General features: G+C 56.7%; 9 protein-coding genes and 2 pseudogenes. 8 read left to right on the top strand and 3 right to left on the bottom strand.

Features of this window, described 5'->3' with window-relative positions:
* Positions 1–50: 50 nt before the first annotated feature.
* The 3 genes and pseudogenes from sseA to WLO31_RS15025 all read right to left on the bottom strand — a co-directional run.
* Entirely contained in the window at positions 51–899 is an 849-nt protein-coding gene (gene sseA / locus WLO31_RS15035; protein WP_435927417.1) for a 3-mercaptopyruvate sulfurtransferase, read from the bottom strand.
* Positions 900–1008: 109 nt separating this feature from the next.
* A pseudogene (locus WLO31_RS15030) lies at positions 1009–1239 on the bottom strand (6-phospho-alpha-glucosidase); the annotation flags it as partial.
* A 23-nt stretch (positions 1240–1262) separates the two neighbouring features.
* Positions 1263–1400 (bottom strand): annotated as a pseudogene (locus tag WLO31_RS15025) (PTS transporter subunit EIIC); the annotation flags it as partial.
* A gap of 323 nt (positions 1401–1723) precedes the next feature.
* Between WLO31_RS15025 and WLO31_RS15020 the strand changes: the two are divergent.
* From WLO31_RS15020 to WLO31_RS14985, 8 genes are all read left to right on the top strand, one after another.
* Entirely contained in the window at positions 1724–6682 is a 4959-nt protein-coding gene (locus tag WLO31_RS15020) for an alpha-2-macroglobulin family protein (protein ID WP_435927416.1), read from the top strand.
* 78 nt (positions 6683–6760) lie between these two features.
* On the top strand, positions 6761–9013 hold the full coding sequence (pbpC, locus tag WLO31_RS15015) for a peptidoglycan glycosyltransferase PbpC (RefSeq protein ID WP_435930626.1): 2253 nt from the start codon (positions 6761–6763) through the stop codon (positions 9011–9013).
* Between the two features lie 286 nt (positions 9014–9299).
* Positions 9300–9731: a nucleoside-diphosphate kinase gene (gene ndk, locus WLO31_RS15010; RefSeq protein ID WP_271122275.1), complete on the top strand. Its 432-nt coding sequence runs from the start codon at positions 9300–9302 to the stop codon at positions 9729–9731.
* 175 nt (positions 9732–9906) lie between these two features.
* Positions 9907–11073 carry a bifunctional tRNA (adenosine(37)-C2)-methyltransferase TrmG/ribosomal RNA large subunit methyltransferase RlmN gene (locus tag WLO31_RS15005; protein WP_435927414.1) on the top strand — a complete coding sequence of 389 codons (1167 nt, stop codon included), beginning with the start codon at positions 9907–9909 and terminating at the stop codon, positions 11071–11073.
* Positions 11074–11504: 431 nt separating this feature from the next.
* Positions 11505–12503 (top strand): cytoskeleton protein RodZ, encoded by a 999-nt coding sequence (gene rodZ / locus WLO31_RS15000; RefSeq protein ID WP_435927413.1) that lies wholly within the window; start codon positions 11505–11507, stop codon positions 12501–12503.
* A gap of 36 nt (positions 12504–12539) precedes the next feature.
* Positions 12540–13661, top strand: coding sequence for a flavodoxin-dependent (E)-4-hydroxy-3-methylbut-2-enyl-diphosphate synthase (ispG, locus tag WLO31_RS14995; protein ID WP_435927412.1), 1122 nt, complete (start codon positions 12540–12542; stop codon positions 13659–13661).
* Positions 13662–13778: 117 nt separating this feature from the next.
* Positions 13779–15053, top strand: a complete 1275-nt coding sequence (gene hisS, locus WLO31_RS14990) for a histidine--tRNA ligase (RefSeq protein WP_435927410.1) — start codon at positions 13779–13781, stop codon at positions 15051–15053.
* A 31-nt stretch (positions 15054–15084) separates the two neighbouring features.
* Positions 15085–15705 (top strand): YfgM family protein, encoded by a 621-nt coding sequence (locus WLO31_RS14985; RefSeq protein WP_435927409.1) that lies wholly within the window; start codon positions 15085–15087, stop codon positions 15703–15705.
* Positions 15706–15711: the final 6 nt, after the last annotated feature.

The following is a 15711-nucleotide window of genomic DNA, read 5'->3' as shown; positions in this document are numbered from 1 at the left end:
CGCGGGTTAAAGATTCCCGCTTTCCAGCAGCCCTGCCAGCCGGTTATTCGTTACTGCGCCGGTTCGATGGGTAAATCTGCACGCGCGCCCCATTCACTCCAGGAGCCGTCGTACAGTGAAACGCCATTTACTCCAAGCGTTGTCAGCGCGAGCACCACGACGGCGGCGGTAACGCCCGAGCCGCAGCTCGCAATCACCGGCTTGTCGAAGCGGACGCCCTGACGGGCGAAAATCTCGCTTAACTCGTCGGTGGTTTTCAACTGGCCGTTCTCCACCAGATCGCCCCATGGCACGTTTAACGCGCCGGGTATGTGCCCGCGTCTCAGGCCTGGACGCGGTTCATCCGCTTCGGCATGAAAACGTGCCACAGGACGGGCATCCACAATCTGCGCGGTGCCTTCATGGCTGACCAGCAAAACGTCCGTCAGACGCTTGATCGTTTCCGGATCGAAATTGACGTCAAATTCTCCCTCCGGCAGCTCGATTACGCCCTGTTGCAGCGGCAGCTCTTCTCGCTGCCAGTCCGCCAGCCCACCGGCGAGGATAGAGACATTTTCGACGCCAAAACTGCGCAGCATCCACCAGGCGCGTGGGGCGGAGAACAGGTTGCCTTCATCATAAACAATCAGATGCTTATCGCTGCTTATGCCCAATTCACGCATGGCAACGGCGAAGGCTTCAGCACGCGGCATCATATGGGGCAGGGGGCTGGTACGATCGGACAGGGCTTCAATATCGAAAAAGACGGCGCCGGGTAAATGCCCGGCGAGATATTCAGCTGACATATCGCGCAGATGCTCCTGGCCTGCAGGAGCCATACGAGCATCCAGAATCTGGATATCCTCGTCAAAAATATGCTCTGCGAGCCAGTCGCCCGCGACAAAGAAAGAGGTGGACATGGTTGCCTCCGAATCGTTATTCACTATCGGATTGTCGGCGTTTTTTACTAAACCGACAAGCGACCATCTCCCGGGGCGCGAGGTATCTCGAATTTATGACATAAAAGAACTATTTCACCGCCTCGCCACCTTTCCACGCCTGCTGTAACTGCGGCCGGTAATCACGGTTGGCTTCGGGCATCTCATCGAGAATCGCTTTTGCATGCTGCATGGTCGGCACGGTGCGTTTGAGCGTAAACGCCTGCAGGGCTTTTTCATAGCCGCCTTTCAATGGTGGCTCCGACGCAAGCTATTGCATCAGCAAAGTCTGGTGAAAAAGGAAAAGCTCGCCCATTCTCATATGCTGAACGGAAGAGTGGCTGGGTAAGGCAAGTCCTCCGCAAGGTTGCCGCTGCCCGGCACGTTACCAGGCGCAATAAACAAACCGAGGATGGGTAAAATCAGCGCCGGGCCATAGAGCGATTTTCCGAAGGTTTGTAGGGCATTTACGGCTCTTCTCATTCAGCCGTCTCTTATTATCACTTTGGCTAACCACCGCGTTACGGCCGCGGGATATGGGAAAAGATAACAGGGATGCCTGCTGCTCATCCATCTATCCTATTGTTTAAAAACAAATAACCCGGAAGGCTGCATGTAACCTTTCCGGCGGCGATCTCGCTTCCGGTTTGCAGAAAGCTGTTTGCTGAAATCTTTGCAGCCCTGGGGTTTCCCTTTGCGAGACATCCCGCAATGCCTCGCTTTCCTGCTTTCGCTTTTCTGGCTATAACGCATAATACTTCCACTACGTTTTCGGTTAGCGGGCTTTCTCGGCCAGGGATCAAAATATGAAATCGGTACGTTTAGTTGGCCTGACGGCGGCGCTGCTCGCGGCTCTGGCGCTGGTGGGATGCGATGATAACGATAAGACGCAGGCCATCGCTGCTGCTGCACAGGAACAACCCTCTGTTCCCACAGCAAAGCCCGATGCGGGGCAATTAGAAAAGCTGGCGCAGCAGTCAGCGGGTAGGCCATTAAAGCTGCTGGATGCGTCCGAGGTGCAGCTGGATGGCGCCAGCGCGCTGGTGCTGACCTTCTCCGTGCCGCTTAACCCCGATCAGGATTTTTCCCGCGTGGTGCATCTGGTGGATAAAACCAGCGGCAAGGTTGATGGCGCCTGGGAACTCTCGTCGGATCTGAAAGAGCTGCGCATGCGCCACCTTGAACCGAAGCGCAGCCTGCTGCTGACCGTCGAACGGGAACTGACGGCCCTTAACAAAGCCGCGTTTGATAGCAAGTTCGAAAAACAAATCGATACGCGGGACATTCAGCCGAGCGTCGGCTTTGCCAGCCGCGGCGCTTTGCTGCCGACAAAAGTGATTGCCGGACTACCGGTTATGGCGCTGAACGTCGATAAGGTGGATGTGAACTTCTACCGCATCAAAAATGAATCGCTTGCCGCATTCGTCAGCCAGTGGGAGTACCGTAACGCCGTCGCTAACTGGGAGTCGGACAACCTGCTTAAGCTTGCGGATCTGGTATATACCGGGCGATTCGATCTCAATCCGGAACGCAACACCCGCGAAAAAGTTATGCTGCCGCTGGGTGAAATTAAACCGCTGCAACAGCCGGGCGTTTACCTCGCCATCATGAATGAGGCGGGACATTACAGCTACAGCAATGCCGCGACGCTTTTTACCCTGAGCGACATTGGCGTTTCGCTGCATCGCTATCACGATCGTCTCGACGTGTTTGCCCAAAGCCTTGAGAACGGCGCCGCGCAGTCGGCCGTAGATATCACTTTGCTCAATGAAAAAGGTCAGACTCTGGCACAGGCAAAAAGCGACGCCGACGGCCATGCGCTGCTCGAAAAAAGCGATAAAGGCGTGCTGCTGCTGGCCCGTAGCGGCGAGCAAACCACGCTGCTGGATCTTAACCGTCCGGCGCTGGATTTGGCTGAATTCGATATCGCCGGTGAAAAAGGCTACAGCAAGCAGTTCTTTATGTTTGGCCCGCGCGATCTTTACCGTCCTGGCGAAACGGTAATGCTGAACGCTTTGCTGCGCGACGGCGACGGCAGGCCGCTGCCGGCACAGCCGGTCAAACTCGAAGTGGTTAAGCCCGACGGACAGGTAACCAAAACACAGGTATGGCAGCCGGAAAACGGTTTGTATCAATTTACTTACCCGCTGGGGAGCGATGTTCAGACCGGCAGCTGGCAGATGCGGGTCAATACCGGGGATAACCAGCCGCGCAGCTGGACGTTCAAAGTTGAAGACTTTATGCCGGAGCGTATGGCGCTCAATATCACCGCCGGAAAGCAGCCCGCAAGCCCCGATGAGGCGATAAGCTTCCAGGTCAACGGCCGCTATCTCTACGGCGCTCCGGCGGCAGGCAATAATCTGCAGGGGCAGCTTTTCCTGCGTCCGCTGCGTGAAGCCGTAGCATTGCTGCCGGGCTTCCAGTTTGGCGACAGCAACGAAGAAAACCTTTCCCGCAGCCTGGATGAAGTGCAGCTCCAGCTCGATGAGCGGGGTAATACCAGCGTCAGCGCTGACAGCCAGTGGAACGACGTCCATTCGCCGCTGCGCCTTGTGCTGCAGGCCAGCTTGCTGGAATCCGGCGGCCGTCCGGTAACGCGCCGTGCCGAGCAGGCAATCTGGCCTGCTGACGCATTACCAGGTATTCGCCCGCAGTTTGCCAGTAAAGAAATCTACGACTATCGCACCGACACAACGCGTACCCAGCCCATTGTGGATGAAGACAGCAACGCCGGTTTTGACGTCGTCTATGTGAATGCAAAAGGCGAAAAGCTTGCCGTATCGGGGCTGGACGTACGCCTGATCCGTGAACGCCGCGATTACTACTGGAGCTGGGAAGAGGGTCAGGGATGGCAGTCGCAGTACGATCAGAAAGATTTAGTGGAAGCAGAGCAGAAGCTGGATCTGGCAGCCGGAGAGACGGGTAAAATTTCCTTCCCGGTTGAGTGGGGTTCTTATCGTCTTGAAGTTCGCGCGCCGGATAGCAGTATCGTCAGCAGCGTGCGTTTCTGGGCAGGATACAGCTGGCAGGATAACAGTGACGGCACGGGCGCCGTGCGCCCGGATCGCGTCATGCTGAAAATGGATAAGCCGAGCTATAAGGCCGGTGACACCATTAAGCTGCATATTGCCGCACCTGCGGCGGGTAAAGGCTATGCCATGGTGGAATCCAGCGACGGTCCGCTGTGGTGGCAAGAGATTGATGTACCTGCCGAAGGTCTGGACATCGCCATCCCTGTCGATAAAAGCTGGCAGCGCCACGATCTCTATCTGAGCACGCTGGTGGTTCGCCCCGGGGATAAAAACCGCGCGGCCACGCCAAAACGCGCCGTTGGCGTGCTTCATTTGCCGCTCGGCGATGAAGGACGCCGTCTCGATATCGCCCTGGACGGCCCGGCGAAAATGCGGCCGAATCAGAATCTGACCATGAAGGTGAAAGCGAGCGCGAAAAACGGTGAATTGCCAAAGCAAATTAACGTGCTGCTTTCGGCGGTTGATAGCGGCGTACTGAATATCACCGACTATAAAACGCCCGATCCATGGGAGGCTTTCTTTGGCCGCAAGCGCTACGGCGCCGATATCTACGATATTTACGGGCAGGTGATTGAAGGCGAAGGGAAGCTTGCAGCCCTGCGCTTTGGGGGCGATGGCGATGAAGGCGATGAGCTAAGCCGCGGCGGTAAAAAGCCGGTTAATCACGTCACAATTATCGCCCAGCAGGCGCAGCCGGTGCGGTTAAATGAGCAAGGCGAGGGAACGGTCACGCTGCCTATCGGCGATTTTAACGGCGAGCTACGCGTAATGGCGCAGGCGTGGACGGACGATCGGTTTGGCAGCAGCGAAGATAAAGTTGTCGTTGCCGCGCCTTTGGTTACGGAGCTTGCGGCTCCACGTTTTATGGCGGGTGGGGACAGTAGTCGTCTTGCTCTGGATTTGACTAACCTTACCGACCTGCCGCAGCGGCTAACGGTCAACCTGAAAACCAGCGGCCTGATTTCCCTTGACGGCTCATCCTCCTTGTCTGTGAAACTCGCACCGGGCGCGCGTTCTACGCTGCTCGTCCCGGTACGCGCCCAGGAAGGCTTCGGCGAGGGGGAGCTGAGCGCGGAAATCACGGGCCTTAATCTGCCGGGTGAAATCGTTACGCCGCAGGTTAAGCAATGGAAGCTGGGCGTGCGTCCTGCCTTCCCGGCGCAAACGGTGAACAGCGGCGCGGTGCTGACGCCGGGCGAAGCCTGGTCAATTCCTGCGGAGCATCTTTCCGGGCTGGCGCCGAAAACGCTTGCGGGGCAATTGCTGCTTAGCGGACGTCCGCCGCTCAATCTCGCACGCTATATTCGTGAGCTAAAGGCTTACCCGTACGGTTGCCTGGAGCAGACGACAAGCGGCTTGTTCCCTTCGCTGTATACCAATAAAGCACAGCTAACGGCTTTGGGCATTACCGGCATCAGCGACGAACAGCGTCGTGCGGCCATCGACCTTGGGATTTCGCGCCTGCTTGATATGCAAAGAGAAAACGGCGGCTTTGGCCTGTGGGATAAAGAAGGGCCGGAAGAATACTGGCTTACCGCCTATGTTACCGACTTTCTGGTTCGGGCAGGCGAGCAGGGCTATAGCGTTAACCCGCAGGCGCTTAACAACGCCAACCAGCGCCTGCTGCGTTATCTGCAGGACCCCGGCCTGATTGCCCTGCGCTACAGCGACGACGCGCCTGCCAGTAAATTTGCCGTTCAGGCTTACGCAGGCCTGGTGCTGGCTCGCCAGCAGAAAGCGCCGTTGGGGGCGCTGCGTGAACTGTGGCAACGTCATGAAACGGCTAAATCTGGCTTACCGCTGGTACAGCTGGGCGTGGCGTTGAAACTGATGGGCGACGCGCCGCACGGCCAGCAAGCGCTGACGCTGGGGCTGCAAACAAAACGCAGCGATGAGCGCATCTGGATGGCTGACTACGGCAGCGATCTGCGCGATAAAGCGATGATGTTGAGCCTGCTGGAAGAAAACAAGCTGCTGCCGGAACAGCAAAACCAGCTGCTGTCTGAGCTTTCAAACCTGGCTTATAGCCAGCGCTGGCTATCGACTCAGGAAAGCAATGCGCTATTCCTCGCCGGGCGCAACTGGCAAACGGCGAAGGGCGACTGGCAGGCGCAGGCTTCATTTAGCGAGACATCTTTAACAGCGGACAAAGGCGTGACGCGTAACCTGACGGGTGACCAGCTGGCAAGCCTGCAGGTCACAAATACCGGTACGGCAAACCTCTATCTGCGTCTTGATAGCGCAGGCTATCCGCAGCAGGCTCCTTCTCCTTACAGCAATGTGCTGCACATCGAACGCCACTTGCTGGATGCCAAAGGCAACAGCAAACCCGTCTCTGCGCTGAAAAGCGGCGAGCTGGTGATGGTCTGGCTGGACGTGTGGGCGGATAAAAACGTCCCGGATGCGCTGGTGGTCGATCTCCTGCCGGCAGGGCTGGAGCTGGAAAACCAGAATCTTACTGACAGCAGCGCGAGCCTTGCGGACAGCGGCAATGAGGTTCAGGGCCTGCTAAGCCAGATGCAGCAGGCGGATATTCAGCATCTTGAATTCCGCGACGATCGCTTCGTTGCCGCATTGCCGCTTAGCGAAGGGCAGCATGCAACGCTGGTTTATCTTGCCCGGGCGGTGACGCCGGGAAGCTATACGGTGCCGGTGCCGCAGGTTGAATCTATGTATGTGCCGCAGTGGAGGTCAACCGGTGCCAGTACAGGCGTTCTTACGGTTTTACCGTAAGCCGGTGACGATGTGAAACGGCTGCGCTGGCGGCGCCGTTACCTTTTTGTTGCGGTGCCTTTGCTTTTCGTTCTGGGTATGTGGCTGGCCGATAAGCGCTGGCCGCTTCCCCTGAGCGAAGCCCGGCCTGCACGGGTGGTGGTGGCGGCTGACGGCACGCCGCTGTGGCGTTTTGCCGATAAAAATGGCGTCTGGCGTTATCCGGTCACCATCGACGAGGTTTCACCGCGCTATCTTGAAGCGCTGATCAACTATGAAGATCGTTTCTTCTGGAAGCATCCGGGAATTAACCCTTTTGCTATCCTTCGTGCCGCCTGGCAGGATCTCAGCAGCGGCGAAGCGATCTCCGGTGGAAGTACCTTAACCATGCAGGTTGCACGCCTGCTCGATCCTCATCCCCGCACTTTGGGCGGCAAGCTTCGTCAGGCCTGGCGGGCGATGCAGCTTGAGTGGCATCTCTCCAAAGCGCAGATCCTCACGCTCTATCTCAACAGAGCGCCCTTTGGCGGCACGTTGCAGGGCGTGGGCGCGGCGAGCTGGGCCTACCTGGGTAAATCACCGGCGCACCTGAGCTATTCCGAGGCGGCTCTGCTGACCGTGTTGCCGCAGGCGCCAAGCCGCCTGCGTCCGGACCGCTGGCCGCAAAGGGCGGAGGCGGCGAGGAATAAAGTGTTAAAACGCATGGCCGGGCAGGGAGTCTGGTCGCCTCAGCAGGTAAAGGAATCGCTGGAGGAGCCCGTGTGGCTGGCTCCGCGCCAGGCGCCGCAGCTCGCACCGTTATTTTCGCGCTACCTCGCCAGCCGTACACGCGCCCATAAGATCTCCACCACGCTTGACGCTTCCCTCCAGCGTCAGCTTGAAGAGATGGCGATGGGCTGGAAAGGGCAGCTGCCGCCTCGTTCTTCGCTGGCCTTGCTGGTGGTTGACCATACGACAATGAACGTGCTCGGCTGGGTGGGATCGCCGGATATCAATGACGAGAGCCGCTTTGGACACGTCGATATGGTCACGGCGGTTCGTTCGCCCGGATCGGTGCTGAAACCTTTTCTTTACGGCATGGCGCTGGACGACGGCCTGATCCATCCTTCTTCGTTATTGCAGGACGTGCCCCGGCGCTTTGGCGATTATCGTCCGGGAAATTTCGACACGGGTTTTCATGGTCCGGTGAGCATGAGCGAAGCGCTGGTACGCTCGCTTAATTTGCCTGCGGTGCAGGTGCTGGAGGCTTACGGACCCAAACGCTTTGCCGCCCGGCTGCGCAATGCAGGCCTGGATCTGCGCTTCCCGGCGGGTAGCGAGCCTAACCTTTCGCTGATCCTTGGCGGCGCCGGCGCCCGTCTCGATCGGTTAGTTGCCGCTTATAGCGCGTTTGCCCGTCACGGGCGAGCGGCAAAACTGCGTATGCAGCCCGATTGGCCGCTGGTGGAAAGGCCGCTGCTTTCGCCTGGAGCGGCATGGATTATCCGCCGCATCCTTGCGGGAGAAGCATTGCCGCAGCCGGACGCTTCAATGCCGGCCGTTGTGCCCCTGGCCTGGAAAACGGGAACCAGCTACGGCTACCGCGACGCCTGGGCTATCGGCATCAGCTCACGCTATTTGATAGGCGTGTGGACAGGGCGGCCAGACAGCACGCCTGTGGCCGGGCAGTTTGGGCTGGGCAGCGCGGTACCGCTGCTCAACCAGGTGAACAATCTTTTACAGGCGGGGTCCGGGGTGCAGCAGGCTCGTTTGCCAACCGATTCCCGCCCGCCGTCCGTCTCAGCGGGCACTATTTGCTGGCCGGGCGGACAACATCTGCCGCAGGGTGACAGCAACTGCAGGCGCAGATTGTCCAGTTGGCTGCTGGATAACAGCGAACCGCCTACTCTCCAGGCCCCGGGGCAGGAAAGTATCCAGGGGATCCGGCAGACGATCTGGCGGGATAAGTCGGGCCGCCGCGTAGCGGCAGATTGTCCGGATGCTGTCGAGCAGCGCCTTGAGCTTTGGCCGTTGCCTCTGGAACCCTGGCTGCCGCCGGCGGAAAAGCGGGCTGCGCGTTTGCCGCTGGCGTCGCAGACATGTCCTCCCATGCAGAAAAATTACCTTGCGCCTTTATTGTTGTCAGGCGTGCGGGAGGGGGCTATTTTAAAACGCTTGCCAGGGCAGACTCAGTTGCCGCTACGTTTGTCGAGCCAGGGCGGGCAAGGGGAGCGCTGGTGGTTTTTGAATGGTGATGCGGTGGGTGAAAACGGTGTGGGCGTAGCGCTTACTCTGGATAAACCCGGGCGTTATCAGGTACTGGTTCTGGATGAAGCAGGCCAGGTCGCCGCCGCGAACTTCACCGTTCAGTAAGACAAAGTGTATTTTCCGGGGCCCTGCGCTAAAAATGTTGCCGAAATCACTCTTATTTTAAAAAAATGTTATATCCGTCCATAGGCAACGCGAGCCTTGCTCATTATAATCGGCGCCAATTCATAACCGGGTAACCCCTAAATATTTCGAACTGCAGGTAGGCGGCAAGCTTAGGAATCCCAGGAGCTTACTAAAGTAAGTGACTGGCGCGAGTAAGCGCAGTTAACACCCCTGCAGTTTGAAAGATGACGGGGACCGGGCAAACAGAACAAACACAGAGGTAATCATGGCTATTGAACGTACTTTTTCCATCATCAAACCAAACGCGGTGGCAAAAAACGTTATTGGTAACATTTATACTCGTTTTGAATCAGCAGGGTTTAAAATCGTTGGCGCGAAAATGCTGCATCTGACTAAAGAGCAGGCGCAGGGCTTCTATGCTGAGCACGAAGGTCGCCCTTTCTTTGACGGTCTGGTTGAGTTCATGACCTCCGGCCCGATCGTAGTGAGCGTGCTGGAAGGCGAAAACGCGGTACAGCGTCATCGCGATCTGCTGGGCGCTACTAACCCGGATAACGCGCTGGCAGGCACTCTGCGTGCGGATTACGCTGACAGCTTCACCGAGAACGGCACCCACGGTTCCGACTCTGTAGAATCAGCAGCGCGCGAAATCGCCTACTTCTTCGCAGAAGGCGAAGTGTGCCCGCGCACTCGCTAATAAGCGTTAGCTGTTAAGCGTCCTTTACATTTTATTCAGCTCGGGTCGCTTTCAGTCATGGCATACCTGCCATAGAATTTGTACAATGTTGCGCCCCGGATGAGTTCACTCTCCGGGGCGCATCTTTTTAACCCTCCTGGGGCCGTAACGTGTAACAACGAGGCCGGAAAAAATTATGTCTGAGCAAATTATCACCTCCGGGACGCCAGTAGCCGTCGTTTCTGGTAAGTCTGAAAAAATTAACCTGTTGGATCTTAACCGTCAGCAGCTGCGCGAGTTCTTCGCTGAAATGGGTGAAAAGCCGTTTCGTGCCGATCAGGTCATGAAGTGGATGTATCACTATTGCAGTGACGACTTCGATGAGATGACCGATATCAACAAGGTTCTGCGCAACAAGCTTAAAGAAGTCGCTGAGATTCGGGCGCCGGAGGTTGCCGAAGAACAGCGCTCCGCCGATGGCACCATCAAATGGGCGATTAAAATCGCCGATCAGCTTGTGGAAACCGTGTATATCCCGGAAGAAGATCGCGCCACGCTGTGCGTCTCATCCCAGGTTGGCTGTGCGCTGGAGTGTAAGTTCTGCTCAACGGCGCAGCAGGGCTTTAACCGCAACCTGCGCGTGTCGGAAATTATCGGGCAGGTCTGGCGTGCCGCGAAAATTATCGGCGCGCAGAAAAAAACGGGCGTACGTCCTATCACCAACGTAGTGATGATGGGCATGGGCGAACCGTTGCTGAACCTCAACAACGTGGTGCCAGCGATGGAAATCATGCTCGACGACTTTGGTTTCGGCCTCTCCAAACGCCGCGTTACGCTCTCCACCTCCGGCGTCGTTCCGGCGCTCGATAAGCTGGGCGATATGATCGACGTGGCGCTGGCGATTTCGCTGCATGCGCCGACCGACGCCATTCGCGACCAGATCATGCCTATCAACAAGAAGTACAACATCGAAACCTTCCTGGCCGCCGTGCGCCGTTATCTGGAGAAATCCAACGCCAACCAGGGTCGCGTAACGGTAGAGTACGTTCTGCTGGATCACGTTAACGACGGTACCGAGCACGCGCACCAGCTAGCCGAATGCCTGAAAGATACGCCATGCAAAATCAACCTGATCCCATGGAACCCCTTCCCGGGTGCGCCATATGGACGCAGCTCCAACAGCCGTATCGACCGTTTCTCTAAAGTTTTAATGAGCTACGGCTTCACTACCATCGTACGTAAAACCCGTGGCGACGATATTGATGCCGCCTGCGGCCAGCTTGCGGGTGAAGTGATCGACCGCACCAAGCGTACAATGCGTAAACGTATGCAGGGTGAACCTATCGCTGTCAAAGCAGTCTGATAAGCAGTTCCGTGCGGCTAAACAGGGTGGGATCCGCTCTGTTTAGCGTAAAAAGAAGCTAAAGTATAACTAACTGTAAATTTGGTACCTTTACGTTACTGCGGTTAATAATTACGGTGCGTTTCTTTGCGCTTTAAGGCAGTATGTAGCCGCACAATAACGGTTTATCTCCCGGCAGGTGGCAAGCACGGCGCAAGGTTAACCGACAGCATTTAAAATGCAGACTATGGTTAACTTAACTGGCTGAAACCACTGCCCTGTAGTACGGTGCATGTGCGTGATTTGCGTAATCTACGCTGGGTATTTTGCTGAAGGCCAGCCTTCAGCTGTCAGATTAGTTTCGCGGTACGGGTGAACGTGGCGTAGCGGAAACGTTGCGATACACAGCTCGTGCCTATTCTTCAATTGAACAGCACCAGCAGTTGTAGCCAATGAATACTGAAGCCACTCAAGAAACAAATGCAGCACAAACCACAGGCGTTCGTCTGCGCACCGCGCGTGAACAGCTCGGCCTAAGCCAACAAGCCGTGGCAGAACGTTTATGTCTGAAGGTTTCTACCGTTCGGGATATCGAAGACGACAAGGCGCCTGCTGAACTGGCGTCGACTTTCCTGCGTGGTTACATCCGCTCGTATGCGCGTCTGGTGCATATCCCCGAAGAAGAGCTGTTGCCGATGATGGAGAAGCAGGCTCCGGTCAGGGCGGCAAAAGTGGCGCCGATGCAGAGTTTTTCATTGGGCAAGCGTCGCAAAAAACGTGACGGCTGGTTAATGAGTTTCACCTGGCTGATCCTGTTCGTTGTGGTGGGTCTGACCGGCGCATGGTGGTGGCAAAACCATAAAGCGCAGCAGGAAGAGATCTCCACTATGGCGGATCAATCTACGGCGGAGCTTTCTGCGGGCAACAACGCGCAGTCGGTGCCGTTAAATACCGGCGCTGATAGCACATCAGCTGCGGATGCCGCGACTCAGCCTGCGCCTGTGCAAGAATCCCAACCGACGCCGGCAGACACCACGGCACAAACTACCGCTCCGCAAAACGCGCCTGCAGACAACTCAGCTGTAGTCTCGCCGAGCCAGGCTCCGGTTGATAATGCCCAGACCACCACTACGCCTGCTCCAGGCGCAGGTGCTGCGGCATCTTTGCCGACCGGGCAGGCCGACGTGACGCCGCCTGCCGCCGATGCTAACGCGCTGGTGATGAATTTCAGCGCTGACTGCTGGCTGGAAGTGACGGATGCTACAGGCAAAAAGCTCTTCAGCGGCATGCAGCGTAAAGGCGGTAATTTAAATTTAGCCGGCCAGGCGCCGTATAAGCTTAAAATCGGCGCTCCGGCAGCAGTACAGATTCAGTTCCAGGGTAAACCTGTCGATCTGAGTCGCTTTATCAGAACTAACCAGGTTGCCCGTCTGACCGTAAGCGCGGAATAATCGCTGCGGCGAGACGTGTACTTGTGGAGATTTGTAATGCATAACGAAACCCCGATTCAGCGTAGAAAATCTAAACGCATCTATGTCGGGAATGTGCCTGTCGGCGATGGCGCTCCCATCGCCGTGCAGTCCATGACCAACACCCGTACCACGGATGTTGAAGCCACGGTTAATCAGATTAAAGCGTTAGAGAGAGTAGGTGCCGATATCGTTCGCGTTTCGGTACCAACCATGGACGCAGCCGAAGCATTCAGGCTTATCAAACAGCAGGTTAATGTCCCGCTGGTCGCAGATATCCATTTTGATTATCGCATCGCGCTGAAGGTTGCCGAGTACGGCGTCGATTGCCTGCGCATCAATCCGGGCAATATCGGCAGCGAAGAGCGTATCCGCATGGTTGTCGACTGTGCCCGCGATAAGAACATCCCGATCCGTATCGGCGTTAACGCCGGCTCTCTGGAAAGAGATCTGCAGGAAAAATACGGCGAGCCGACGCCGCAGGCCCTGCTTGAATCGGCTATGCGCCATGTGGATCATCTGGATCGCCTGAACTTCGATCAATTTAAGGTAAGCGTAAAAGCCTCCGACGTTTTCCTTGCGGTGGAGTCTTATCGCCTGCTGGCAAAACAGATCGATCAGCCATTGCACCTGGGGATCACCGAAGCGGGCGGAATGCGCAGCGGTTCGGTTAAATCGGCCATCGGCCTTGGTTTGCTGCTCTCTGAAGGCATTGGCGATACCCTGCGTGTTTCGCTGGCAGCCGATCCGGTTGAAGAGATCAAAGTCGGTTTCGATATTCTGAAATCGTTGCGTATTCGATCTCGCGGCATCAACTTTATCGCCTGCCCAACGTGCTCACGGCAGGAGTTCGACGTTATCGGCACCGTTAACGCCCTGGAACAGCGCCTTGAAGACATCATCACGCCAATGGATGTTTCCATTATCGGCTGCGTGGTGAACGGGCCGGGTGAAGCGCTGGTTTCCACGCTTGGCGTCACCGGCGGCAACAAGAAAAGTGGCTTCTACGAAGATGGCGTGCGTCAGAAAGAGCGCATGGATAACGACAACATGATTGCTCAGCTGGAAGCGCGTATCCGTGCGAAGGCCAGCATGCTCGATGAGAAGCAACGTATCAGCATCCAGCAGCTGGAAAAATAGTGCGAAACATGGGAAGCACCTGGCTTCTGCGTGTATGATTGAACCCGCCGGGCTTTTTGCAGTAGTGAAGAGCCTGATTTTGGGTTCATTTTTTGTATAAAACGACAGAGAACAAACGTGGCAAAAAACATTCAAGCCATTCGCGGCATGAACGATTACCTGCCGGGCGAAACCGCCATCTGGCAGCGCATTGAAGGCATTCTGAAACAGGTGCTCGGCAGCTACGGTTATAGCGAAATCCGATTGCCGATTGTAGAGCAGACCCCGTTATTCAAGCGCGCCATCGGTGAAGTTACCGACGTGGTTGAAAAAGAGATGTATACCTTTGAGGACCGCAACGGCGACAGCCTGACCCTGCGTCCTGAAGGCACCGCGGGCTGCGTGCGTGCCGGTATCGAACATGGTCTTCTGTACAATCAGGAACAGCGCTTGTGGTATATCGGGCCGATGTTCCGCCACGAACGTCCGCAGAAAGGGCGCTATCGCCAGTTTAATCAGCTGGGCGTTGAGGTTTTTGGCCTGCAGGGGCCGGATATCGATGCTGAGTTAATCATGCTGACCGCACGCTGGTGGCGCGCGCTGGGCATCGATAAACATGTCAGCCTTGAGCTGAACTCTATCGGTTCGCTTGAAGCGCGTGCGAAATACCGCGAAGCGCTGGTGGCATACCTGGAGCAGTTTAAAGATAAGCTGGATGAAGACAGCCAGCGTCGTATGTACAGCAACCCGCTGCGCGTGCTGGATTCCAAGAATCCTGACGTTCAGGCGCTGCTGGACGATGCGCCAGCGCTGGGCGACTATCTGGACGACGACTCCCGTGAACACTTTGCCGGCCTGTGCCGGTACCTGGACGCCGCCGGTATTGCTTACACCGTCAATCAGCGTCTGGTGCGTGGTCTCGATTACTACAATCGCACCGTATTCGAGTGGGTGACCAGCAGCCTTGGCTCTCAGGGGACCGTGTGCGCCGGTGGCCGTTACGATGGCCTGGTCGAACAGCTCGGCGGCCGTGCGGCGCCGGCCGTTGGCTTTGCCATGGGGCTTGAGCGTCTTGTTTTACTGGTTCAGGCGATTAATCCTGAATTTAAAGCGGAATCCGTTGTCGATATCTACCTGATATCGTCGGGCCAGGGAACGCAGGCGGCGGCTATGCTGCTGGCCGAGCAGTTACGCGATCGGGCCCCGGCATTGAAGCTTATGACCAACTACGGCGGCGGCAACTTCAGGAAACAGTTCACCCGGGCAGATAAATGGGGCGCAAGCTTTGCATTGGTGCTGGGCGAAGACGAAGTGGCTAAAGGCCAGGTCGTGGTGAAGGATCTGCGCACGGGTGAGCAGCAAACCGTAGAGCAACAGCATACGGCTTCACATCTGCAGGCGCTGCTGGGTTAAACCCGGCTTAATCGTTAAGGAGAAGGACTGCGTGGAAGTTTACGAGAACGAAAACGATCAGATGGAAGCGGTAAAACGCTTCTTTGCCGAAAACGGCAAAGCGCTGGTAGTGGGGGTCGTGCTGGGGATTGGTGCGCTGGTCGGCTGGCGTTACTGGAACAGTCATCAGGCTGACTCTGCGATGGCGTCATCGCTGGAATATCAACAGGTCACCAGCGCGGCTGATGCCGGTCAGCCAGCTACGCTTAGCGCCGCAGAAAAATTTGCCGCTGAGACTAAAAACACCTACGGTGCGCTGGCTTCACTGGAACTGGCGCAAAAGTACGTTGATAACAACGACCTTGCCAAAGCTGCCGCGCAGCTGCAGCAGGGCCTGAGCAACACCAGCGATGCAAATCTTCAGGCTCTGATTAACGTGCGTCTGGCGCGTATCCAGATCCAGCAGAAACAGGCCGATACCGCGCTGAAAACCCTTGATGGCATTAAGGGCGAAGGTTGGGTAGCGATAGTGGCTGATTTGCGCGGTGAAGCGCTGCTCAGCAAAGGGGATAAGCAAGGCGCGCGTGATGCCTGGAGCAAAGGTGCCCAGACGAATGCTTCTCCCGCGCTGCGTGAAATGATGCAGATGAAAATCAACAACTTGTCCAGCTAAGAGGGA

The organism is Dryocola sharpae (assembly GCF_051307055.1).
Lineage (GTDB): Bacteria > Pseudomonadota > Gammaproteobacteria > Enterobacterales > Enterobacteriaceae > Dryocola.
Note: the sequence above shows the minus strand (reverse complement) of the source record. Positions and strands in the feature narration are given on the sequence as shown.